The 23,479-nt window shown below is 67.2% G+C and carries 21 protein-coding genes; 7 read left to right on the forward strand and 14 right to left on the reverse strand.

All coding sequences use genetic code 11. The features are described 5' to 3' along the window. Together mutL and ACE3P2_RS12075 are read right to left on the reverse strand one after the other, a co-directional pair. A partial coding sequence (gene mutL / locus ACE3P2_RS12070) for a DNA mismatch repair endonuclease MutL (RefSeq protein WP_374264747.1) occupies window positions 1–1,138 on the reverse strand: 1,138 nt, incomplete at its 3' end. Window positions 1,139–1,236: 98 nt separating this feature from the next. Beyond that, window positions 1,237–2,427 (reverse strand): S8 family peptidase, encoded by a 1,191-nt coding sequence (locus ACE3P2_RS12075; protein WP_374264749.1) that lies wholly within the window; start codon window positions 2,425–2,427, stop codon window positions 1,237–1,239. Between the two features lie 378 nt (window positions 2,428–2,805). On the opposite strand from ACE3P2_RS12075, the gene purT reads away from it, so the two are divergent. Beyond that, window positions 2,806–4,020 carry a formate-dependent phosphoribosylglycinamide formyltransferase gene (gene purT, locus ACE3P2_RS12080; RefSeq protein WP_374264751.1) on the forward strand — a complete coding sequence of 405 codons (1,215 nt, stop codon included), beginning with the start codon at window positions 2,806–2,808 and terminating at the stop codon, window positions 4,018–4,020. A gap of 87 nt (window positions 4,021–4,107) precedes the next feature. Continuing rightward, on the forward strand, window positions 4,108–4,956 hold the full coding sequence (locus tag ACE3P2_RS12085) for a fumarylacetoacetate hydrolase family protein (protein WP_374264753.1): 849 nt from the start codon (window positions 4,108–4,110) through the stop codon (window positions 4,954–4,956). Between the two features lie 568 nt (window positions 4,957–5,524). Here ACE3P2_RS12085 and ACE3P2_RS12090 read toward each other — a convergent pair. Beyond that, on the reverse strand, window positions 5,525–7,381 hold the full coding sequence (locus ACE3P2_RS12090; protein WP_374264755.1) for a phosphoenolpyruvate carboxykinase (GTP): 1,857 nt from the start codon (window positions 7,379–7,381) through the stop codon (window positions 5,525–5,527). Window positions 7,382–7,704: 323 nt separating this feature from the next. On the opposite strand from ACE3P2_RS12090, the gene ACE3P2_RS12095 reads away from it, so the two are divergent. From ACE3P2_RS12095 to pbpG, 3 genes are all read left to right on the forward strand, one after another. Continuing rightward, the gene (locus tag ACE3P2_RS12095) at window positions 7,705–9,972 is read left to right on the forward strand and encodes an NADP-dependent malic enzyme (RefSeq protein WP_374264757.1); all 2,268 of its coding nucleotides are present in this window, start codon (window positions 7,705–7,707) and stop codon (window positions 9,970–9,972) included. Between the two features lie 72 nt (window positions 9,973–10,044). Further along, window positions 10,045–11,184, forward strand: a complete 1,140-nt coding sequence (locus ACE3P2_RS12100) for a patatin-like phospholipase family protein (protein ID WP_374264759.1) — start codon at window positions 10,045–10,047, stop codon at window positions 11,182–11,184. Between the two features lie 259 nt (window positions 11,185–11,443). Next, window positions 11,444–12,508 (forward strand): D-alanyl-D-alanine endopeptidase, encoded by a 1,065-nt coding sequence (pbpG, locus tag ACE3P2_RS12105; RefSeq protein ID WP_374264761.1) that lies wholly within the window; start codon window positions 11,444–11,446, stop codon window positions 12,506–12,508. A gap of 64 nt (window positions 12,509–12,572) precedes the next feature. On the opposite strand, the gene ACE3P2_RS12110 is transcribed toward pbpG, so the two are convergent. The 8 genes from ACE3P2_RS12110 to pmbA form a co-directional block, all read right to left on the reverse strand. After that, entirely contained in the window at window positions 12,573–13,304 is a 732-nt protein-coding gene (locus ACE3P2_RS12110) for an IclR family transcriptional regulator (protein WP_374264914.1), read from the reverse strand. Between the two features lie 135 nt (window positions 13,305–13,439). Next, entirely contained in the window at window positions 13,440–14,171 is a 732-nt protein-coding gene (locus tag ACE3P2_RS12115) for a queuosine precursor transporter (protein ID WP_374264763.1), read from the reverse strand. A gap of 7 nt (window positions 14,172–14,178) precedes the next feature. Continuing rightward, a complete protein-coding gene (locus ACE3P2_RS12120) occupies window positions 14,179–15,120 on the reverse strand; it encodes a nucleoside recognition domain-containing protein (RefSeq protein WP_374264765.1) in 942 nt (313 codons plus the stop codon). Between the two features lie 73 nt (window positions 15,121–15,193). Further along, on the reverse strand, window positions 15,194–15,931 hold the full coding sequence (locus ACE3P2_RS12125) for an LrgB family protein (RefSeq protein WP_374264767.1): 738 nt from the start codon (window positions 15,929–15,931) through the stop codon (window positions 15,194–15,196). After that, window positions 15,928–16,281: a CidA/LrgA family protein gene (locus tag ACE3P2_RS12130; protein ID WP_374264768.1), complete on the reverse strand. Its 354-nt coding sequence runs from the start codon at window positions 16,279–16,281 to the stop codon at window positions 15,928–15,930. The genes ACE3P2_RS12125 and ACE3P2_RS12130 overlap by 4 nt, the downstream gene beginning before the upstream one ends. A 143-nt stretch (window positions 16,282–16,424) precedes the next feature. Continuing rightward, window positions 16,425–17,531, reverse strand: coding sequence for a TRAP transporter substrate-binding protein (locus tag ACE3P2_RS12135; protein WP_374264770.1), 1,107 nt, complete (start codon window positions 17,529–17,531; stop codon window positions 16,425–16,427). 134 nt (window positions 17,532–17,665) lie between these two features. Then, complete coding sequence (locus tag ACE3P2_RS12140) at window positions 17,666–18,769, reverse strand: TRAP transporter substrate-binding protein (RefSeq protein ID WP_374264772.1); 1,104 nt, start codon at window positions 18,767–18,769, stop codon at window positions 17,666–17,668. A 49-nt stretch (window positions 18,770–18,818) separates the two neighbouring features. Further along, window positions 18,819–20,159: a metalloprotease PmbA gene (pmbA, locus tag ACE3P2_RS12145; RefSeq protein WP_374264774.1), complete on the reverse strand. Its 1,341-nt coding sequence runs from the start codon at window positions 20,157–20,159 to the stop codon at window positions 18,819–18,821. 67 nt (window positions 20,160–20,226) lie between these two features. Here pmbA and yjgA point away from each other — a divergent pair, with 67 nt between their 5' ends. Continuing rightward, entirely contained in the window at window positions 20,227–20,784 is a 558-nt protein-coding gene (gene yjgA, locus ACE3P2_RS12150; RefSeq protein ID WP_374264776.1) for a ribosome biogenesis factor YjgA, read from the forward strand. Further along, window positions 20,777–21,364, forward strand: coding sequence for a molybdopterin adenylyltransferase (gene mog / locus ACE3P2_RS12155; RefSeq protein ID WP_374264778.1), 588 nt, complete (start codon window positions 20,777–20,779; stop codon window positions 21,362–21,364). Before yjgA ends, mog begins: the two co-directional genes overlap by 8 nt. Here mog and ACE3P2_RS12160 read toward each other — a convergent pair whose 3' ends face one another. From ACE3P2_RS12160 to msrP, 3 genes are all read right to left on the reverse strand, one after another. Then, a complete protein-coding gene (locus tag ACE3P2_RS12160; protein ID WP_374264780.1) occupies window positions 21,365–21,757 on the reverse strand; it encodes a DUF1294 domain-containing protein in 393 nt (130 codons plus the stop codon). It abuts the gene before it with no gap. Window positions 21,758–21,836: 79 nt separating this feature from the next. Further along, on the reverse strand, window positions 21,837–22,508 hold the full coding sequence (locus ACE3P2_RS12165; protein WP_374264782.1) for a sulfite oxidase heme-binding subunit YedZ: 672 nt from the start codon (window positions 22,506–22,508) through the stop codon (window positions 21,837–21,839). 20 nt (window positions 22,509–22,528) lie between these two features. After that, window positions 22,529–23,458 (reverse strand): protein-methionine-sulfoxide reductase catalytic subunit MsrP, encoded by a 930-nt coding sequence (gene msrP, locus ACE3P2_RS12170; protein WP_374264784.1) that lies wholly within the window; start codon window positions 23,456–23,458, stop codon window positions 22,529–22,531. Between the last annotated feature and the right edge of the window lie 21 nt (window positions 23,459–23,479).

The following is a 23,479-nucleotide window of genomic DNA, read 5'->3' on the forward strand; positions in this document are numbered from 1 at the left end:
CGGGCGCCGGCGCGTCCGCCGGGCGGGCGGAGGCGGCAAAATCGAAGTAGGCGCGGGATGCTGGCTCCATCGCCAGACGGCCTTGCTGAGGCGGCGGGAAGTAGGGCTGCGCGGTTTGCGCGGCGGGGGCTTCGGCGGACTGCGTTTCGCCCGCCGCGCCGGCGCCGGAAACCGCCAGGGCGCGGGTCAGGGCGTGATAGACGAACTGGTGCACCGCCCGCGCGTCGCGGAAGCGCACCTCGATCTTGGCGGGGTGGACGTTCACGTCGACGCCGGCCGGGTCGAGTTCGAGAAACAGCGCGTAGGCCGGGTGGCGGCTGCCGTGGAGGATGTCGGCGTAGGCCTCGCGGATCGCGTGGGTGACCAGCTTGTCGCGCACGAAGCGGCCATTCACGTAGAAGAACTGGGCGTCGCGGCTGGCGCGGGAATACGCCGGCAGGCTGGCGAAGCCGGTGAGGCGCAGCACGCCGGAGTCGGCCTCGACGGCGCGGGCGGCATTGACGAAGTCGTCGCCGAGCAGGGCGCGCACGCGGGCTTCGCGGCGGCCGGCGGGCAGGCGCAGGCTGACCCGCCCGTTGTGGGCGAGCTGCATCGCCACGTCGGGCCGCGCCAGCGCGACGCGGCGGAAGACGTCGTCGCAGTGGGCGAACTCGGTGCCTTCGCTCTTCAGGAACTTGCGCCGTGCCGGGGTGTTGAAATACAGGTCGGCCACGTCCACCACGGTGCCGTGGTTGAGGGCCGCCGGCGCCAGCTCGCGCGGGTCGGCGTCGATGCGCCAGGCGTGCCCGGCGCCTTCGTGGCGGCTGGTGATGCTCATCCGCGAGACCGCGGCGATGGCGGCCAGGGCCTCGCCGCGAAAGCCCATCGTGCCGACCCGTTCCAGGTCGTCGAGGCTGGCGATCTTGCTGGTGGCGTGGCGTTCCAGCGCCAGCGGCAGCTCGTCCCTGGGGATGCCGCAGCCGTCGTCGGCGACGCGGATGCGCCGGACGCCGCCCTGTTCGAGCTGCACGTCCACCACCGTCGAACCGGCGTCCATGGCGTTCTCGAGCACTTCCTTGAGCACCGAGGCGGGCCGCTCGACCACCTCGCCGGCGGCGATCTGGTTGATGAGGTGGTCGGGGAGGAGGTGGATCGGCATGGCGGCTTCCTGGTCGGCTGGACGCGGATTGTAGCCGCTGCGCACGCAAAAACGCCCCGTGCGCCGGATGGCGGTCGGGGCGTCGCGGTGGGGACGGCTCAGAACGACAGCACGTCGACGCGGGTGATGGGGCGACCGTCCTTGCTGACGGTGCCCGGCACGGCGGCGCCGGTCTTGATCGCCGCCTCGACCTGCGACGGGCTTTGCTTGCCGTAGCGGCCGAGGTAGAGCGCGGCGGCGCCGGCGGCGTGGGGGCTGGCCATCGAGGTGCCGGAGCCGACGGCGAGGCCGCCGCCGAGGTAGGTGGACAGGATGCTCACACCCGGCGCCCAGGTGTCCACGCAGCTGCCGTAGTTGCTGAACGAGGCTTCGGCATTGGCGCCGTCGGTGGCGGCGACGGTGATCGCGCCGGCGACGGTCTTGCCGATGCGGGCCGGCGACGTGGTGCAGGCGTCGGTGGTGCTGTTGCCGGCGGCGATGGCGTACACCACGCCGGCATTGACCGACTTGACGATGGCGTTGTCGAGCATCGTGCTGGTGCCGCCGCCCAGGCTCATGTTGGCCACCGCCGGCTTGACCGCGTTGGCGGTGACCCAGTCGACGCCCTTGATGACGACCGAGGTGGAGCCCGCGCCGGTGCAGTCGAGCACCTTGACGCCGGTGAGCGCGACGCCCGGCGCCATGCCGACCACCCCGGCGGTGTCGTCGCGGGCGCCGATGGTGCCGGCCACATGGGTGCCGTGGCCGTTGCAGTCGGTGTTCTTGCGGTCGCCCACGAAGTTCAGGTGTTTGACGAGGTTGAGGTCGGGGTGGGTGGCGATGCCGGTGTCGATGACATACACGTTGACGCCGCCCACGGTGCCGCTGCCGTTGCCGGCGAGGGTGGACGAGAGCGTGTCGCGGGTCTTGCCGATGCCCCACGGGATGGTCTGGCCGATGGCCCGCATCGGCGCGTCCTCCTCGATGGCCTGCACGCTCGGGTCGGCCTTCAGCAGCGCGAGCTGGGCGTTGGTGAGGCGTGCCGCGAAGCCCTTGATGGCGTGGCTGTAGGCGTGGTCGGCCTTGATGCCGTAGCGGCTCTCGGTGTTCTGCATCCGCTCCATCACCCGGTCGTCCACGTAGCCCCAGCCCTGCGGGTCGGCATCGCGGCGGCTGTCGCGCACGGCCTTGCGCACCGGTGCCTGCACGGCCGAGTCGTTGAACTGGACGATGTAGCGCTTGGTGGTTTCGGCGGCCTGAACGAGCGGGGCGGCGAGGGCGAGGGCCAGTACACAGGGCTGCAGTTTCATGGAGGATTTTCCTGGATCTGGAATTTTTGGTGACGAATTTGTTGGATTTGTAAATTACGGTGGCACTGGCCCCGGCTTTAGGCGGTTCGGAAGATTTTTCAGGGGTATGCGCGTCGGGGGCGATCCTGTGCCGGTCCCGTCGTCGTCTTCGCTGCCTGGCCCGCCTCCGGCGGCGGGCCGCGGCGTCGCGCAACCCGGCTTGCCGGGCAGCCCACCCGGCAGGCCGGGCACATGCCGGTTTCGCAACCTCGCCGGTTGGGCAAGCCCCCGGCTTTTTGCCTTGCGCCCGCACGAGAGCGCCGTGCGGGGCGGGCAAGGGCGAGGCCGGTGCTATGATCGGCGCCCTCTCTCCCCACACTTTTTTACCCGGAGCGCCCCATGAAACTCGGCACCCCTCTCTCCCCGTCCGCCCTGCGTGTGATGCTTCTCGGCTCCGGCGAGCTGGGCAAGGAAGTCCTGATCGCGCTGCAGCGCCTGGGCGTCGAGACCATCGCGGTCGATCGCTACCCCAACGCCCCCGGCCACCAGGTGGCCCACCGCGCCCACGTGATCCCGATGACCGACGGCGCCGCCCTGCGGGCGCTGGTGGAGCAGGAGAAGCCCCACCTGATCGTGCCCGAGATCGAAGCCATCGCCACCGACATGCTCGAGCGCATCGAGGCCGAGGGGCTGGCCACCGTGATCCCCACCGCCCGCGCCGCGCGCCTCACCATGAACCGCGAAGGCATCCGCCGCCTGGCCGCCGAGGAGCTGGGCCTCGCCACCTCGCCGTACCGCTTCGCCGATTCCCTGGCCGAGCTGCAGGCGGCCATCGACGGCAGCGACGGCCAGCCGGCGATCGGCTACCCGTGCATCGTCAAGCCGGTGATGTCCTCGTCGGGCAAAGGCCAGTCGCTCCTCAAGGGGCCGGACGACGTGCAGAAGGCCTGGGATTACGCCGCGGCCGGTGGGCGGGTCAATCAGGGCCGCGTCATCGTCGAGGGCTTCATCGATTTCGACTACGAGATCACCCTGCTCACCGTGCGCGCCAACGATGCGAGCGGCACCGTGCAAACCTACTTCTGCGACCCCATCGGCCACGTGCAGGTGTCGGGCGACTACGTGGAATCCTGGCAGCCCCAGGCCATGAGCCCGACGGCGCTGGTGCGTGCCCGCGAGATCGCCGGCGCGGTCACCGCCAACCTGGGCGGGCGCGGCCTGTTCGGCGTGGAGCTGTTCGTCAAGGGCGACAGGGTGTGGTTCTCGGAGGTGAGCCCGCGTCCCCACGACACGGGCCTCGTCACCCTGTGTTCGCAGCGTTTCTCGGAGTTCGAGCTGCACGCCCGGGCGATCCTCGGCCTGCCGGTGGACGTGAGCCTCGCCGAACCGGGGGCGTCGGCGGTGATCTACGGTGGCATGGAGGCCGCCGGCATCGCTTTCGAGGGCGTGGCCGAGGCGCTGGCCGTGCCGCGCACCGACATCCGCCTGTTCGGCAAGCCCGAAGCCTTCGTCAAGCGCCGCATGGGCGTGGTGGTGGCCAACGGCGCGGATACCGACGAGGCCCGCGAGCGCGCCAAGCTGGCCGCCGGCAAGGTGCGCCCGGTGCGGGGCTGAGCCACCGCCGGGGGGCGTGCGGCCCACGCCGCCACCCCGAAGCCACGACAACCCGGCCGCCCGCCGGCCGGCAACAGGAGACACGCGATGAAACTGCTGCGCTACGGCCCGGTGGGCCATGAGAAACCCGGCCTGCTCGATGCGGAGGGCATCCTCCGCGATCTGTCCGGCCTCATCGACGACATCACCCCGCATACCCTCGCGCCCGCGCGGCTGGCGGCCCTGGCCGCCCTCGATCCGACGCGCCTGCCCCGGGTGGAAGGCCGCCCGCGTCTGGGCGTGCCCTGGAACGGCACCCCCAAGTACGTGGCCATCGGCCTTAACTACCACGACCACGCGGTGGAATCGAACATGCCGGTGCCCACCGAGCCGGTGATCTTCCCGAAGTGGACCAGCTGCCTGTGCGGCCCCGACGACGACATCCTCCATCCGCCCGAATCCACCCAGATGGACTGGGAGGTGGAGCTGGGCATCGTGATCGGCAGCCGCGCCCGTCACGTGGCCGAGGCCGACGCCCTCGACCACGTGGCCGGTTACGTGCTCGCCAACGACGTGTCGGCCCGCGACTGGCAGCTCCAGCGCAGCGGCGGCCAGTGGGGCAAGGGAAAGGGCTTCGACACCTTCGGGCCGGTGGGCCCGTGGCTGGCGACCAAGGACGAGATTCCCGACCCGCAGCAACTCGACCTGTGGCTGGATGTGAACGGCGAGCGCAAGCAGACCGGCACCACCCGCCTGATGATCTTCTCCTGCGCCCAGGTGGTGGCCTACCTCAGCCGCATCATGACCCTCGAACCGGGCGACCTCGTCATCACCGGCACGCCCCCCGGCGTCGGCATGGGCATGAAGCCGCCCCAGTTCCTCCAGGTGGGCGATCTCGTCGAACTGGGCATCAGCGGCCTCGGTAGCCAGCGCCAGCGCATCGTGGCAGGCCGCTGAGCGCAGCAGGATGGTGCGCCGCGCGGGCGACGGCCTGGCGGCGGACCGTACAGGCTGCCGCGCGCTGGCCACCCCCATCCTTCCTCCCTGAAAACCCCCGTATCGCCGCACGCAGCTACGCCGCCGCGCGCAAGCGTGCGGCTGGGCGACGCATCGCTCATCGCGGCGCCCGCCAGTACGATGCACGATCCGAAACGTCGATGCGAAGGCGAGAAAGCGGTTTTCAGGGGCTGAATCATTGTTTACCGGGGGCGCATCGTGGTTTCATGGCCTGAAACTGTGTTGCGGGCCACGGAGACGCAGTTTCAGCGCGTGAATCAACGTTTCTTGGCGGGAAACGCGCTTTCTTGGCGAAAAAACGATGCCAGCCTCGTAAAAAACGCGGTTTCGGGTGCGCAAGTCCGTTTGATGGTCCGGGGGGGCTGTCGCCCACCGGGCCGGGTGGCCGCGCCGCGCGAAGGCGCAAACCGGAAGGATGCAAGGCCGTGGTGTCGCCCAAAAACAAAAAGCGCCGGTTGCCCGGCGCTTTCTGGTGCAGCAGTGGCAGCCTTGCGGCCGCCGGCGGCTTTTAGACCGACATGGCCAGCTCGAACAGCTCGCGCTTGAGGGCGAACTGCTTGGGCAGGCGGTCAGCCAGCTTGTCGAACCATTCCTTGTGGCCGGCCAGCTCGGACTTCCACGCTTCCGCGTCGATCTTGACGAGGGCGTTGAACTCTTCCTTGGTGACGTCGGAACCGGTCCAGTCGATGTCTTCGTACTGGGGCATCCAGCCGAGGGCGTTTTCCTGGGCGGCAACGCGGCCACGGACGCGGTCGACGATCCACTTGAGGACGCGCATGTTCTCGCCGAAGCCCGGCCACATGAACTCACCCTTCTCGTTCATGCGGAACCAGTTGACGCAGAAGATGCCCGGGGCCTGATCGACGGTGTGACCCATCTTCAGCCAGTGGTTGAAGTAGTCGCCCATGTGGTAGCCGCAGAACGGCAGCATGGCGAACGGATCGCGACGGACCACGCCCTGGGCGCCAAAGGCGGCAGCGGTGGTTTCGGAGCCGAGGGTGGCCGCCATGTAGACGCCGTAGTTCCAGTTGAAGGCCTGGTACACCAGCGGCACGGTGGTGGCACGACGGCCGCCGAAGATGAAGGCGGAGATCGGCACGCCGGCGGGGTCTTCCCAGGCCGGGTCGATGGACGGGCACTGGCTGGCCGGGGCGGTGAAGCGGGAGTTCGGGTGCGCGGCCTTGCGGCCGGTTTCCTTCGCCAGCTCCGGGGTCCAGTCCTTGCCCTGCCAGTCGATCAGGTGCGCCGGGGCTTCCTTGGTCAGGCCTTCCCACCACACGTCGCCATCGTCGGTCAGCGCGACGTTGGTGAAGATGATGTTTTCCTTGAGGGTGGCCAGGGCGTTGTAGTTGGTCTTCTCGGAGGTGCCGGGGGCGACGCCGAAGAAGCCGGCTTCCGGGTTGATCGCGTAGAAGCGGGTGGTGCCGTCGGCTTCCTTGCGCGGCTTGATCCAGGCGATGTCGTCGCCGACGGTGGAGATCTTCCAGCCATCGAAGGACTTCGGCGGGATCAGCATCGCGAAGTTGGTCTTGCCGCAGGCGGACGGGAAGGCGGCGGCGACGTAGGTCTTCTCGCCGGTGGGGCTCTCGACGCCGAGGATCAGCATGTGTTCGGCCAGCCAGCCTTCGTCACGGGCCATGTTGGAGGCGATGCGCAGGGCGAAGCACTTCTTGCCCAGCAGCGCGTTGCCGCCGTAACCGGAACCGTAAGACCAGATCTCGCGGGTTTCGGGGTAGTGAACGATGTACTTGGTGGTGGGGTTGCACGGCCAGGACGAATCCTTCTCGCCGTGGCCCAGGGGGGCGCCAACGGAGTGGACGCAGGGCACGAACTCGCCATCGGCACCCAGCACGTCATAGACGGCCTTGCCCATGCGGGTCATGGTGCGCATGTTGGTGACCACGTAGGGGCTGTCGGAGATCTCGACGCCGATGTGGGCGATCGGGGAACCGAGCGGACCCATCGAGAACGGGATCACGTACATGGTGCGACCGTGCATGCAGCCCGTGAACAGCTCGTTCAGGGTCTTGCGCATCTTGGCCGGGTCTTCCCAGTTGTTGGTGGGGCCGGCGTCGTCCTTGTTGGCCGAGCAGATGTAGGTGCGGTCTTCGACGCGCGCCACATCGGAGGGGTCGGAACAGGCGAGGTAGGAATTCTTGCGCTTTTCCGGGTTGAGCTTGACGAGCATCCCGGCTTCGACCATTTCGGCGCACAGGCGGTCGTATTCTTCTTCGGAGCCGTCGCACCAGACGACGCGGTCGGGTTCGGTCAGGGTCGCGATGTCGGCAACCCACTGCTTGAGTTTCTGATTCTTGACGTAAGCGGGCGCGGCGGCGATGGCGGCTTCGGCAATGCTTTGAGACATCTGACGATTCTCCAGGACGTTACGGATTGCGTTTTTCTCATGTGCCGGCTCGGGAGTCCGCCGGCTGGGCGATCGCGTCTTTTGGCCACCAGGGCACGGCGCGTATTATTGGCATCGATCGGGCCCCCGCCTTGACCGAACCCAGGGTGGGTCAATCGGGATTTACCCTAAAGAAGCTAGCCTATAATTATGCCACGGTTCGATGGGCAAGGTCATTCGCACGTCACACCGGAGTGCTGTGGATGTCACGAATTGCAGCAACCGGTGACGTGCTTTCATGATGTGCGCACACCAACTACACCTTCACCTGGAGAGACAGCAGCATGGATGAACGCATTCGACTGGCCGCACTGGAATACCACCGCCTACCCAAGCCCGGCAAGATTTCGATCGCCCCCACCAAGGCCCTGACCAACCAGCAGGATCTGTCCCTGGCCTACTCGCCGGGGGTGGCCGCCGCGTGCGACGCCATCGTCGAGGATCCCGCCGAGGCCGCCAGCCTTACCGCCCGCAGCAATCTGATCGGGGTGGTGACCAACGGCACCGCGGTGCTCGGCCTCGGCAACATCGGCCCGCTGGCCGCCAAGCCGGTGATGGAAGGCAAGGGCGTGCTGTTCAAGAAGTTCGCCGGCATCGATGTGTTCGACCTGGAAATCGACGAGCCCGACGCCGACAAGCTGATCGACATGATCGCGGCCCTCGAGCCCACCTTCGGCGGCATCAACCTCGAGGACATCAAGGCGCCGGAATGCTTCTACATCGAGAGCAAGCTGCGCGAGCGGATGAAGATCCCGGTCTTCCACGACGACCAGCACGGCACCGCCATCGTGGTGGGCGCGGCGCTGCTCAATGGCCTGCACCTGCTGGGCAAGGACCTCTCGAAGGTGAAACTGGTGACCTGCGGCGCCGGCGCCGCCGCGCTGGCCTGCCTGGATCTGCTGGTGATGCTCGGCGTGCCGGTGTCCAACATCTGGGTGACCGACATCGAGGGCGTGGTCTTTGAAGGCCGCACCAAGCTGATGGACCCGATCAAGGCGCGCTACGCCAAGGTGACCGACGCCCGCACCCTGGGCGAGGTGATCGAAGGGGCTGACGTGTTCCTCGGCCTGTCGGCCGGCGGCGTGCTGAAATCCGAGATGGTCGCCAGGATGGCGCCCAACCCGCTGATCATGGCGCTCGCCAACCCGACGCCGGAAATCCTGCCTGAAGAAGTGAAGAAGGTCCGCCAGGACGCGCTGATCGCCACCGGCCGTTCGGACTACCCGAACCAGGTGAACAACGTGCTGTGCTTCCCGTTCATCTTCCGCGGCGCGCTGGACGTGGGCGCCACCACCATCACCGACCAGATGAAGCTCGCCGCCGTCAAGGCGATCGCCGAGCTGGCCCGCGCCGAGGCGTCCGACATCGTCGCCGCCGCCTACGGCGAGAACGTCTCGGGCTTTGGCCCCGAGTACATCATTCCGAAGCCCTTCGATCCGCGCCTGATCGTCAAGATTGCCCCCGAGGTGGCCCGCGCGGCGATGGAGTCCGGCGTGGCGACCCGCCCGATCAGCGATTTCGACGCCTACCGCCAGCAGCTCAACAACTTCGTGTGGCAGTCGGGCCTGGTGATGAAGCCGGTGTTCCAGGCCGCCAAGCGCTCGCCCAAGCGGATCATCTTCTCGGAAGGCGAATCCGAGCGCGTGATGCGCGCGGTGCAAACGGTGGTGGACGAAGGCCTGTGCCGCCCGATCCTGATCGGCCGCCCGGACGTGGTGATCGAGAACATCGACCGCTTCGGTCTGCGCCTGCGCCCCGAGCTGGATTTCGAGCTGGTCAATCCCGAGACCGATCCGCGTTATGACCAGCTGTGGAGCCACTACCACTCGCTGATGGAGCGCAAGGGCGTGTCGCTGGATTACGCCAAGCGCGAGGTGCGCCGCCGCCCGACGCTGCTCGGTTCGCTGCTCCTCAAGTTCGGCTACGCCGACGGGATGATCTGCGGCACCTACGGGATGCACGGCCTGCACCTCAAGTTCATCGAAACGGTGCTGGGCCGCCAGAAGGGCGTGCGCAACTTCTACACCATGAACTTGCTGGCACTGCCGGGGCGCACGGTGTTCCTGTGCGACACCTATGTGAACTACGACCCGACGCCCGAGCAGGTGGTCGAGATGACCCGCCTCGCCGCCGACGAGGTGCGCCGCTTCGGCATCCAGCCGCGCGTCGCCCTGCTGTCGCACTCGAGCTTCGGCACCGACAACTCCCCCACCGCCGAGAAGATGCGCAAGGCGCTGGTGATGCTCCACACCGAGCATCCCGATCTCGACGTGGAAGGCGAGATGCACGGCGACGCGGCCCTCGATGCGGGCATCCGTCAGCAGATCTTCCCCAACGCCAAGATGAAGGAGGATGCCAACCTGCTGATCTTCCCGACACTCGATGCGGCCAACATTGCCTTCAACCTGCTCAAGACCGCCTCCGGCGAGGGCATGACCATCGGCCCGATCCTGCTCGGCTCGGCCAAGCCGGTACATATCCTCACCCCGACCGCCACGGTGCGGCGGATCGTCAACATGACGGCCCTCACCGTCGTCGAGGCGGGCCGCTGATCGAAACGATCGGCTTAGTTCCGGCCGCCCCATGCCGTTAAGCTTCCCAGCGCTCGCGTGGAGGACGACGGCATGATGGACGGCAGGGCGGCACTGGTGCTCACGGGGGGCGGCGCGCGCGCGGCCTACCAGGTCGGCGCGCTCATCGCCATCCGCGACGTGTGGGGCCGGCGCGCCGAAAATCCGTTTCCGATCATCTGCGGAACATCCGCCGGTGCGGTCAATGCGGCCGCGCTGGCGGTGTTCTCGGCCGATTTCAACGAGGCGGTGAGAAAGCTCGCCTTCATCTGGCGCAACTTCCGGGTCCATCACGTCTATCGCGCCGATACCGCGGCCATCGCCGAATCGGTGCTGCGTTGGGGCTCGGCGATCTTCCTGGGTTGGGTCTGCCGTCAGTCGCCCCGTTCGCTGCTCGACAACGGGCCGCTGCGCGAACTGCTCGAAGCCCAGCTCGACTTCTCGGCCATCGGCCGTTCGATCGCCGCGGGCCACCTGGACGCGGTGTCGGTGACCGCCTCGGGCTACACCTCGGGCGAGAGCCTGTCCTTCTTCCAGGGGCGCGACGATCTGCAGCCCTGGCGACGCGCCCAGCGGGTCGGGCTGCGCGCCGAGCTCAAGGTCGAACACCTGCTCGCCTCGAGCGCGATTCCCTTCGTCTTTCCGGCGGTGCGCATCAACCGTGAATACTTCGGCGACGGTTCGATGCGTCAGACCGCGCCGATCAGCCCGGTGATCCACCTGGGCGCCGAGCGCATCCTCGTCATCGCCGGCGGCCGTCGCTCCGAGGAGGCCCGGCAGCGGGTGGACGCCTATCCCTCGCCGGCGCAGGTGGCGGGGCACGCCATGTCGAGCATCTTCCTCGACGGCCTTGCGATGGATCTGGAGCGTCTCGAGCGGATCAACAGCACCCTCGTGGCCCTGACGCCGGCCCAGCGCGAGGCGGCCGGCATTGCGCTGCGCCCGATCGAAACATTCGTGATTGCGCCGTCGCAGCGGCTGGATTATCTTGCCGCCCGCCATCGCAACGCCTTGCCGCGCGCGCTGAGGCTCGTCCTGGGCGGAATTGGTGCAACGCGAAAGAACGGCTCGGTGTTACTCTCTTACCTTTTGTTCGAGCGTGGCTACACCCGTTCCCTGATGGAACTGGGGTACCGCGATACGATGAGCCGCCGGGCCGAGCTGGCGCGATTCCTGCGTGTCGACGCGCGCTGAGCCGAGACGACCTGCCGTGCCGTCACGGCGCCCGGTCGGTTACAAAAAAATATTCACAAAAAACTTCAAAAATTTAGAATAACCCATTATTTTGAATGGAAGTCTGCCGTAGACATCGTGTCGCCCGTTGCGGCGCGAGACCTGAGGCAGGCGCCGGTCGTCCGGAAGACGGCCGGAGTTGCATGCGAGCTTCATCGCGTGGCGTTGTGTGAAGGAAAAGTGCGCCGCCTTTTCCGTTTATGTTTCGATTTGAAAGACGATGAAAATCCGCAATTCCCTGATCGCCCTGCTGGGCGTATTTGCGCTGAACACGATGGCGCCGGCCGATGCTTTTGCTGCTGCGCAGCATCCGGCCAAGAAGACCGCTCCGGCGGCCAAGGTGGTGGCCAAGTCGGCCGCCAAGATTGAAAAAACGGCCAAGGCTTCCACGAAAGGCAGCAAGCAGGCGGCGATCCGCGAGAAGGCACACCGCGCGGTGTACGCGTCGCCGGCAGTGCAGCGTACCGCCGTGGCAGCCGTCGCGCCGGAGATCGACCAGGAGGGCAATCCGCTGCTGCATTCGGCCGCCTTCATGATCGCCGACCAGGCGACGGGCAGCGTGCTGCTCGAGAAGAACTCCGATGCCGTGCTGCCGATCGCTTCGATCACCAAGCTGATGACGGCGATGGTGGTGCTCGACGCCCGCCTCAGCCTGGGTGAGATCCTCACCATCGGACAGGAGGACGTGGACACCCTGCGCGGCAGCAGCTCCCACGTGCCCGTGGGCACCGAGCTCGCGCGCGAGGACATGCTGCGGCTGGCGTTGATGTCTTCCGAGAACCGTGCGGCGTCGGCGCTGGCGCGCCATTATCCGGGCGGCCTGCCGGCTTTCGTCGCGGCGATGAACCGCAAGGCCCAGGCCCTCGGTCTGCGCGACACCCGTTTCTTGGACAGCACCGGCCTCAATTCCGCCAACGTGTCGAGCGCCCGCGATCTTGTCAAGATGGTGTCGGCGGCGTCCCGTTATCCGCTGATCCGCGAGTTCTCCACCACCGCCAACTACGTGGTGTCGCTGAACGGGCGTCAGCGTCAGTTCAACAACACCAACGCGCTGGTGAGCAGCCCGGACTGGCAGATCGGCGTCTCCAAGACCGGCTTCATCAATGAGTCGGGCAAATGCCTGGTGATGCAGGCCTGGCTGCTCAACAAACCGATGATCATCGTGCTGCTCGATTCGTTCGGACGCTTCACCCGCGTTGCCGATGCCCAGCGCGTCAAGCGCTGGCTGGAAAGCGCGGCGATCCAGCAGAAGCTGGCAGCCAACCTGCGTGGCCCGGCGACCTGATCGTCGCGCTGCCATCAAGACAAAGGGCGCCATGTGGCGCCCTTTTTTGCATCGCGATGGTCGTTCAGCGCACCGCGGGCGGCGTGTAGCCGAGAGCGCGGGAGATGTCGTCGGCGGTTTCGCGGATCAGCGGGGCCCAGTCCGGATCGAAGCGCTCGGATGGCGTGGATAGCGACAGGCCGGCTACCAGTTCGCCCGCGTCGTCGCGAATGCCGGCGGCAATGCAGCGCACGCCGTTCTCGACTTCGTCCATATCGAAGGCGACCCCATGGCGGCGAACCTTGTCGAGTTCCTTCTCGAGGCCTTGCAGGGTGGTGATCGAAGTGCCGGTCGAGGCCGGCAGGCCGGTGCGCTTGGCGTAGTCCTTGACCTTCTGGGCGCCGTCCTCGACGAGGAACAGCTTGCCGGTGGCGGTGGTGTGCAGCGGGGCGCGGGCGCCGACGATGTGCACGACACGCACCGCGGATTTGCCACTGGAGGTGCGCTCGACGTAGACGATCTCGTCGCCGGCGCGAATGCCGAGATTGACGCTCTCGCCGGTGGCGGCGTGCAGCTTGAGCATGGCGGGCATGGCGGTTTCGCGCAGGGAGATGCGCGACTTGACGAGACTGCCCAGCTCGAGCAGGCGGATGCCGAGGCGATATACGCCGGCGTCGCTGCGTTCGACGAAACCGCTGCTGGTCATGGCACCGAGAATGCGGTGGGCGGTGGACGAGTGCAGGCCGGTTTCGAGGGCGAGTTGCTTGAGGGGAACCGGATCGGGATGCTCGGCGAGGACGTCGAGCAGCTTCATCATGCGCTCGATGACCTGGATCGGATTCTTGGGTGTTTCTGGCGTGGACAAAGCGATTCCGGGGTGTCGTCAAGGATGGCGAATGTTAGCGCAGCTGTACGATTTCGCCTAATGAAATGCTGCGGCGCGAAATCCGCTTCACAGGCGGATCGAAAAGGGCGTGAAAGCGGTGCCGACGTCGTAGTGGTCTTCGTGTTCGGCGCGCTTCAGGGCACTGACGACGGCGTAGGTGAGCGGGGTGAACAGCACTTCGACCCCCACCTTCGAGACGAATTGGGTGAGCATGACGGTGGGCAGTAGCGCGTTGGGGATGAGGCCCGCGTTCCAGAACGCGAGGGGGTAGAACAGCAGCGAATCGACGCCTTCGCCGACGATGGTGGAGCCGATGGTGCGTTGCCACAGGTGCCGCCCCTGGCTGTGGATCTTCATGCGGGCGAGAATGAAGGCGTTGACGAATTCGCCACAGAAGAACGCGCACAGCGACGCACCGACGATGCGCCAGGTGGAACCGTAGGCGATTTCGTAGGCCGGCTGGTGCACCCAGCCCGGCGCCGGCGGGAGGGCGACGACGATGGCGGCCATCGCCGAGGCGAACAGCATCGCCGCGAAGCCGGCCCAGATCACGCGGCGGGCGCGGGCGTAGCCGTACACCTCGGTGAGGATGTCGCCAAAGATGTAGGACACCGGGAAGAACAATACGCCGGCGCCAAACGTCATGGGTCCCCAGCCCGGCAGCGTGATCTGTGCGGCCTTGGCCGGCCCGATCAGGTTGGAGCACAGGTACACCGCGACGAAGGCGGCCATCACGAACTCGTAGTACCGGTACTGGCGGGCGGGGGCGGCGGGGGGCGGGTTGGGCGACGAAGGCATGGCGGTTTCAGCCGATCAGCATGTGCCCGCCCATGCGCACGGCGATGCCGACCAGGGCGCCCAGTGCGGCGGGCTTCCAGACTTCGGCGACACGGCGGCCGGCGGAGACCAGCACGGCCACGCCGGGCAGGTCCAGCGGGTGGATCAGCAGGCCGGCGCTGGCGCCATTGAGGGTGGCGACGGTGACGGTGCCGGCGCGCAGCATCTCGTCCATGACGCCCATCATCGCGGTGCCGCCGGCGAGGAACTTGGTCAGCGTCGGCAGGATCAGCGCCGGATCGGCGCCGATGGCGAGCAGCAGCGGCGAGAGCAGGCCGGTGAGGGCGTCCAGCACGCCGAGGCGGCGCAGGGCGAGCACTACGGCGAGCGACAGGACCAGCATCGGGATCGAACCGACGGCGATCTTGAAGGCTTCGGCGCCCGCCCGGTTGATGACGTCGAGCACGCCCTTGGCGTTGTCGGCGACTGGATGGTGGAGCGTTTCGTCGACGCTGTGCTCGGAGGCGGACAGGCTGCGGCCGAAGAGATAGTAGGTGGCTGCCGCGGCGATGAGTCCGCCCACCAGCGACCAGCCCAGCACGATGCCGAAGTGCAGCCCCATCGCCACCAGCGGCATCGAGACGTTGGCCTGGGACATGGCCATGACCATCGCCAGGGTGGCGGCCAGATGGCGGCTGGAGGTGCCGCGCTGCTCCATCATTGCCAGGGTGGCGACGGGGGCGGCGAAGCTCACGAAGTTGATCTGGACGGCGGCGAAGACGCCGAGGCCGGTGAGGCCGAAGGGGCGCAGCGCCGGTGCGACGCGCGGCACCATCCAGTCGAGTACGCCGCGGGCCTCGAGCATGCGCATCAGCGACAGCATGACGATCATTACCGGCAGCAGCACGAAGAACGACAGCTCAACCGCCGAGCGGCCGGCGCGCAGGATCACGTCGATCAGCAGGTCCATGTTTGCGGTGCACCAAAAAAATGACGACCCCGATTATCGGGGCCGTCGGTGGGGGCGGCAAGCAGGGCAGACCCTAGCTCTTGAACCAGCCGGCGAGGATCGGCAGCAGCCAGGGCAGGGCAAGGGCGGTGAACAGGCCGTTCAGACCCATCGCCAGGGCGGCAAAGGCGCCGGTCTGCTCGCTGAGCTGAAATGCGCGGGCGGTACCGATGCCGTGGGAGGCAAGCCCCAGGGCGAAGCCGATGCTGGCTTCATCGCGAACACCGAGCCGCTTGAGCAGGCCGTCGGCGAAGATCGCGCCGAAGATGCCGGTGAGGATCACGAAGACCGCGGTGAGCGAGGCGAGCCCGCCCAGGCGCTCGGCGATGCCCATTGCGATGGGAGTGGTGACCGATTTTGGGGCCAGCGAAACGACGGTCGGCGTGCTGGCACCGAGCAGGGCGCCGATCGCGTACGCGGAAACGCCGGCGACCAGCGAGCCGACCACCAGCGCGATCAGCAGCGGGCCGCTCATCTCGACGAGCCGCCGGAGCTGGCCGTGAAGCGGGACGGCGAGCGCCACGGTGGTCGGGCCGAGCAGGAAGTGCACGAACTGGGCTCCGTCGAAATAGCGCTGGTACGGCGTGCCGGTGAGCGCGAGCAGAGTGACCAGCATCGCTACCGAGAGGAGAACCGGGTTGACCGCCGGATGTCCGCCCGCCTTGCGGTGGAGCAGGATGGCGAGAAGGTAGACGGCGAGGGTCAGGGTTAGCCACAGCAGGGGCTGCGCGGAGAGATAGACCCAGATTTCGGTCATGCTGTCGGGCGTCATTGCGCGTCTCCGGTGCGGCGGCGGGTGAGCAGATGCAGGGTAAGGCCCGTGGCGGCGAGGCCAAGCAGGGTGCTGGCGACGAGCGCGACGGCGATCGGTCCGGCTTCGTCGACCAGGCGCCCGGCGTGGAGCATCACCCCGGTGCCGGCGGGCACGAACATCAGGGACAGGTTCTGCAGCAAGGTGCCGGCGGTGCTGCGCAGGGGTTCGCTGGGGCCGCGTCGGGCAATCAGATACATCAGCAGCAGCGCCATGCCGAGCACCGGGCCGGGAACCGGCAGGTGCAGCGCGACCCGCAGGGTTTCGCCGGCAAGCTGAAAGGCGAGGAGGAGGGCAAAGGCGGCGATCATGGCAGGCCTCTTGAAGGGGGCGTTGAAAACGGGACGCCATTATCCGCCACTGTGCCGGGGCCTTGCAGCCACTGTGGGGCGGCCGGGCATGAAAAAAGGGCCGTGCTGGCACGGCCCTTCGGGTGAAGCGGGAAGCTGCGGGATTACTTCTTGCCGGCCTTGGCCGAGGCGCTGCGGGCGCTCTGCATGAAGTTGTCGAAGCGGTTTTCGGCGACGGCGAACCACTGGAGCTGCTCGTCGCGGAATTTCTTCCAGTGCTCGTAAATCTTCTTGAACTTCGGGTTCTTGGCGGCGGTTTCCTCGTAGAGCTCGTGGGCGGCCTTGTAGGCGGCGGCCATCACGTCGCTCGGGAACGGACGCAGCTGCGTGCCCGAACCCACCAGTTGCTTGAGGGCGGTGGGGTTCTTGGCATCGTAGCGGGCCTGCATCTCGGCGTGAGCGTAGAGGCAGGCGTCTTCGAGGATGGTTTGATATTCCTTCGGCAGTGCGGCCCACTGCTTCTGGTTGACGTAGAGGGCGATCTGCGGGCCGCCTTCCCAGAAGCCCGGGTAGTAGTAGTACTTGGCAACCTTGTTGAAGCCGAGCTTCTGGTCGTCGTAGGGGCCGATCCACTCGGCGGCGTCGATGGTGCCCTTTTCGAGGGCCGGGTAGATGTCGCCACCGGGGATCTGCTGGGGCACCACGCCGAGCTTGGCGAGCACCTGGCCGGCAAAGCCGCCGCAGCGGAACTTGAGTCCGTTGAGATCCTCGACGGTCTTGACCTCCTTGCGGAACCAGCCGCCCATCTGGGCACCGGTGTTGCCGCAAGGGATGTTGTAGATGTTGTATTCCTTGAAGAACTCGCGGAAGAGTTCCAGGCCGCCACCGTCCATCATCCACGCCGTCTGCTGGCGGCTGTTGAGACCGAACGGCACTGCGGTTTCAAAGGCGAAGGTGGGGTCCTTGCCGATGAAGTAGTAGGAGCAGGTGTGGCCGCATTCGACGGTGCCGTCCTTGACGGCGTCGAGCACGCCCGGGCCGGGGACGATTTCGCCCGCTGCGAAGACCTGAATCTGGAACTTGCCCCCCGTGGCCGCCGCCACGCGCTTGGCCACCACGTCGGCGCCGCCGAAGATGGTGTCGAGGCTTTTCGGGAAGCTGGAGGCGAGGCGCCACTTGATTGTGGGCAGCTCGGCGGACAGGGCGGGGGCGGCCACGGCGCCCGCGGCGACACCGACGCTGGCCTTCTTCAGAAATGAACGACGTTCCACTTTGTCTCCTTCTTTTTTGGAATGCTACGAACGGTGCTCTGATTATTCATGAGCCCCCGGACCCGAGACAGTAAGGAAAACCCTATGCTGCCGTGCGGCATAAAAGCGCGGGTCCGGGATGCGTCCGGCGACGTTTACTTGCCCTTGGCGCCGCCGCCGTGGCGGGTGGCCTGCATGAAGTTGTCGAAGCGATTCTCGGCGACGGCGAACCACTGGAGCTGCTCGTCGCGGAATTTCTTCCAGTGGTCGTAAATCTTCTTGAACTTCGGGTTCTTGGCGGCGGTTTCCTCGTAGAGCTCGTGAGTCACCTTGTAGGCGGCGGCCATCATGTCGCTCGGGAAGGGGCGCAGCTGGGTGCCGGCGGCGATCAGCTGCTTGAGCGCGTGCGGGTTGCGGGCGTCGTAGCGGGCCTGCATCTCGGCGTTGGCGAAGGCACAGGCGTCCTCGAGGATGGCCTGGTATTCCTTCGGCAGCTCGGCGAACTTCTTGGCGTTGACGTAGAGCGAGAGCTGCGCGCCGCCTTCCCAGAAGCCCGGGTAATAGTAGTACTTGGCGACCTTCGAGAAGCCGAGCTTCAGGTCGTCGTAGGGCGCAACCCACTCGGCCGCGTCGATGGTGCCCTTTTCGAGGGACGGGTAGATGTCGGCCGGCGGAATCTGCTGGGGCACGACGCCGAGGCGGGCGAGCACCTGGCCGGCAAAGCCGCCGATGCGAAACTTGAGGCCCTTGAGATCGTCGAGCGACTTGATCTCCTTGCGGAACCAGCCACCCATCTGGGTGCCGGTGTTGCCGCAGGGGATGTTGTGGATGTTGTATTCCTTGAAGAACTCGCGCAGCAGTTCGAGGCCGCCGCCGCTCATCAGCCAGGCGTTCTGCTGGCGGCTGTTGAGGCCGAAGGGAATGGCAGTGTCGAACGCCAGGGCCGGGTCCTTGCCGATGTACCAGTAAGAGGCGGCGTGGCCGAGTTCGACGGTGCCGTCCTTGACCGCGTCGAGCACGCCGGGGGTCGGGACGATCTCGCCGGCGGCGAACAGGGAGATCTGGAACTTGCCCCCGGTGGCCGCGGCAACGCGCTTGGCGACGGTCTCGCCAGCGCCGAAGATGGCATCGACGGTTTTCGGGAAACCGGAGGCGAGGCGCCACTTGATGGTCGGGAGGTCGGCGGCGAGGGCCGGGGCGGCAGCTGCGCCGGCGGCGAGGCCGGCGCCGGCCTGTTTCAGGAAAGAACGTCTTTCCATGGTGTGCTCCTTCTTTTCTTGGAGGTCTGGCGGAAATCGGGGGGGGGGCTCAGGCGCCGGCGACGGTCATGCGGTCCACGAGGATCGAGCCGCAATGCTTCGAGCCGCGCACCAGCACGTCGTTGCCGATCTCGCGGATGCCCATCAGCATGTCCTTGAGGTTGCCGGCGATGGTGATCTCGTGCACCGGGTACTGGATCACGCCGTTCTCGATCCAGAAGCCGGCTGCGCCGCGGGAGTAGTCGCCGGTGACGTAGTTGACGCCGTGGCCGAGCAGTTCGGTGACGAGCAGGCCGCGGTCCATCTGCTTGATGAGGCCGGCGAGATCGTGCTCGCCGGGCTTGACCAGCAGGTTGTGGCTGCCGCCGGCGTTGCCGGTGGTCTGCATGCCGAGCTTGCGGGCCGAGTAGGTGGACAGGAAATAGCCCTGCAGCACGCCGTCGATGATCACCTCGCGGTCGCGGGTGGCCACGCCGTCGTCGTCGAAGGGGCTGCTGGCGAAGGCCTTGGCGAGGTGCGGGCGCTCGGAAATCTGGATGTGGCCGGGGAAGACCTGCTTGCCCAGGCTGTCCTGCAGGAAGCTCGACTTGCGGTACAGCGCGCCGCCGCTGACGGCGTGCACGAAGGCGCCGATCAGCCCGGCGGCCAGCGGCGCCTCGAACAGCACCGGCACTTCGCAGGTGGGGATCTGGCGGGCGCCGAGGCGGGCCAGCGCGCGGCGGGCGGCGAACGTGCCGATCTCGTCGGCGTCGGCCAGTTCGGCCGGGTCGCGCTTGGTGGAGTACCAGTCGTCGCGCTGCATGTCGTCGCCTTCGCCGGCGATCACCGAGCAAGACAGGTAGTGACGCGAGCTGGAATAGCCGCCCATGAAGCCGAGGCTGTTGGCCGAGATGAAGTGGGATTCCTGCATCGACACGCTGGCGCCGTCGGAATTGCGGATCTCGGGGCTCACCGCGAAGGCGGCGCGCTCGCAGCGGGTGGCTAGCGCGATGGCGTCCTCGGTGGACAGCTTCCACGGGTGGTAGAGGTCGAAATCCGGGAACGCGCGGGCCAGCAGCGCTTCGTCGGGCAGGCCGGCGGCGGGGTCGGGCGCGGTGAAGCGGGCGATGGAGACCGCGGCTTCGACGGTCGCCTTGAGGGCGTCCTTCGAAAAGTCGGAGGTGCTGGCGTAGCCGCGCTTCTGGCCATCGTAGATGGTGACGCCGATGCCCTTGTCGCGGTTGTATTCGATGGTGTCCACCTCGTCGCGGCGGACGGTGACGGACTGGCCGAACCCTTCCGAGACATCCACTTCGCAGGCGGTGGCGCCACGCTTCCTGGCGAACTTGAGGATGTCTTCGGCGATGGTCCTGAGGGTGTCCTGACTGAAGCTGAAACGGTTGTCGGCCATGGCTTTGCGGGAGGGGCAGAGGCTAAAGCTATAATCTTACCCTTCCCGCGCCTTTTTCACCCCCCAGATGGCCAAGCACAAATACAACCCAGACGAAGAATTCGACGGCCCCAGCAAATCGCAGCTCAAGCGCGACAGCGCCGCCCTGCAGGATCTCGGTCGCGAGCTGGCCGAACTCGGCAAGGAACGCCTCGCCAAGGTGCCCATCGACGAAGACCTGCGCGACGCGGTCAAGGACTACCAGCGCTTCACCGCCCACGAGGCCAAGCGGCGCCAGCTGCAGTACATCGGCAAACTGATGCGCAGTGTCGACCCGGAGCCGATCCGGGCCGCGCTAGACGCCTTCAAGGGCGTCTCCGCGGTCGAAACCGCCAGGATGCATCGCCTCGAGGCCTTGCGCACCCGGCTCCTCGAAGACGAGAAGACGCTCCACGACATCGCCGAAGCTCACCCGGGCGCCGACCTGCAGCAACTGCGTGTGCTGCGTCGCAACGCGATCAAGGAAAAGGAGCAGAACAAGCCGCCGCGGGCTTACCGTGAGCTTTTCCGGGTACTGCGCGAGCTCGAGGAGGGCCGCGCCGAGGCCGATGTCTCCGATGAAAAGGGCGAGGACGGCGATGCGTGATGCACTGAAGATCGGCCTCGTGTCGATCAGCGACCGGGCTTCGTCCGGCGTCTATGAAGACAAGGGCATTCCGGCGCTGCGCGACTGGTTCGGCAAGACCCTGGCCTCGCCCTGGACGATGGAAACCCGTCTGATCCCCGACGAGCAGGCCGCCATCGAGGCGACCCTGATCGAGCTGTGCGACGTGGCCGGTTGCCATCTCGTGCTCACCACCGGCGGCACCGGCCCGGCGCCGCGCGACGTGACGCCCGAGGCGACGATGGCCGTTGCCGACAAGCTGATGCCCGGCTTCGGCGAGCAGATGCGCCAGATCAGCCTCGCCTTCGTGCCCACCGCGATCCTGTCGCGGCAGGTAGGGGCGATCCGCGGTACTTCGCTGATCCTCAATCTACCCGGCCAGCCGAAGGCCATCGCCGAGACGCTCGAGGGCCTGAAGGACGCCGAGGGCAATCCGAAGGTCGCCGGCATCTTTGCCGCCGTGCCGTACTGCATCGACCTGATCGGTGGCCCGTACATCGAAACCCACGACGCCGTCGTGAAGGCCTTCCGGCCCAAGTCGGCGATTCGCCCGAAGGCCTGATCAGGCCATGCCCAGCGCGGCCCGTAGCGCCGCCGCGCCGGGCGCCATCAGGAGCCAGCCGAGGGCGCCGCAATTGGCCCACGCGGTCAGCCAGAACACTGCCCGAAACGCCGCCTTTTGCGATTTGTGACGCAGCCAGCGCTGTGCCAGCACCGCGCCGGGCCAGCCGCCGACGAGGGCGAGCAGGTGCAGGGTGCGCTCGGGCGTGCGCCAGGCACCGCGGCGCGCAGCGGACTTGTCGTGGGCGTAAACCGCGAACGTCAAGCCGCTCACCAGCCCGTAGAGGCCGGCCAGCCAGCGTGGCCAGTGGCCATTCGACACGCCGACGGCGAGCGCGCCCGAAAAGCCAGCGAGCAGGATGAGCGAGGCCGGATGGTCGCCACCGGTGCGCACGGCTTCCCGCCGCCGCCCACCCGTAGCCGTTCTGCCCGGCGTCGGATCATTGCGCAGTCGGCGCGTCACGGCGCAGCGTTCACTTGGCGAAAATACGGATCACCTTGCCGGTGAGCGTCGGCGGCTGGGGCAGGTAGCCGCCGGTGATCTGTTTGCGTCGCTCCAGCTCGCGCCACCACGCTCGAATGCCGAGCAGCGCGGCGACGATCAGCGAGTAGATCAGCGGCTCGGTCACGTCCTTCTTGACCAGCCACCAGAAATGCACGCAGCCCAGCACCGCGATCGGGTAGATCGCCCGGTGCAGGTTCTGCCAGCGTCGGCCGCCGAGCTTGCGGATCGCGAAATTGCTCGAGGTGGCCGCCAGCGGCGCCATCAACACCAGCGCGGCGAAGCCGACGGTGATGAACGGGCGCTTCAGGATGTCCTTGGCGATCGCCGGCCAGTCGAAGAACTGATCGAGCCAGACGTAGGTGGCGAGATGCGCGACGCCGTAGGCGAAGGCGAACAGGCCGAGCATCCGGCGCAAGCGGATCAGCCAGTGCCAGCCGGTGTACTTGCGCAGCGGCGTCACCGCGAGGGTGATCAGCAGGAAGCGCAGCGTCCATTCGCCCGAGCCGCGGGTGATCGCCTCGATGGGGTTGGCGCCGAGGGTGTCGAGTTCGAAACCGCGCCACAGGCCGTAGGCGGGCAGCAGGCACAGCACGAAGAGCACGGCCTTGATGGCGGAAAGTTGGGTCTTGCCTGGATTCATGGTTGCGGTGTGGCGAGGGCTCAGAAGTAGCGGCGCAGATCCATGCCGCCGTAGAGCGAGGCGACCTGGTTCGCGTAGCCGTTGAAGGGCAACGTCTTGCGCTTGGCGAACTCGCCGATGCGTCGCTCGGTGGCCTGGCTCCAGCGCGGGTGGTCCACCTCGGGATTGACGTTGGCGTAAAAGCCGTACTCGGACGGCCCGGCCTTCATCCAGGCCGTGAGCGGCTGCTTTTCGACGAGGCGAATGGCAACGATCGACTTGGCGCCCTTGAAGCCGTATTTCCACGGCACCACCAGCCGGATCGGCGCGCCATTCTGAACCGGTAGCGCCTCGCCGAACAGCCCCACCGCGAGCAACGTCAGCGGATGCTGCGCTTCGTCGAGGCGCAGGCCTTCGACGTAGGGCCAGTCGAGCACGCCGCGGGTCATCGTGGCGCGGTCGTAGTGACTGACGAATTCCACGTAGCGGGCGCTGCCCTGCGGCTCCACCTGCCGCAGCAGCGCCGCCAGCGGAAAACCGGCCCAGGGAATCACCATCGACCAGCCCTCGACGCAGCGCATACGGTAAATGCGCTCCTCCAGCGGTGCGAGCTTGAGCAGGTCGTCGATGCCGAAGGTGCGCGGCTTGTTCACCAAGCCCTCGACGCGCAGCTGCCAGGGCGCGGGCTTCAGGCGGAAGGTGTTCTCGGCCGGGTCGGCCTTGTCGGTGCCCAGCTCGTAGAAATTGTTGTAACTGGTCACCGCGCGCCGCGAGGTGGGCGGCTCGGTGGTGCTCAGCGGGCTGGCCGCCAGCGGACCCAGACTACCCGCCGCGGCGTGCGTGACGGAGGCGGGGAGCGCCGCGGCCAGCGTCAGCGCGCTCGCCTGTGTCATGAACTGGCGGCGGCTGCGGTAGTGGGCCGGATCGGTGATCTCGGAAGGCAGGATGTCGGCGGGGCGACGGATCAGCATGGGGTGGTCCTCGAAAACGTC

Source organism: Zoogloea sp. (assembly GCF_041911615.1).
Lineage (GTDB): Bacteria > Pseudomonadota > Gammaproteobacteria > Burkholderiales > Rhodocyclaceae > Zoogloea.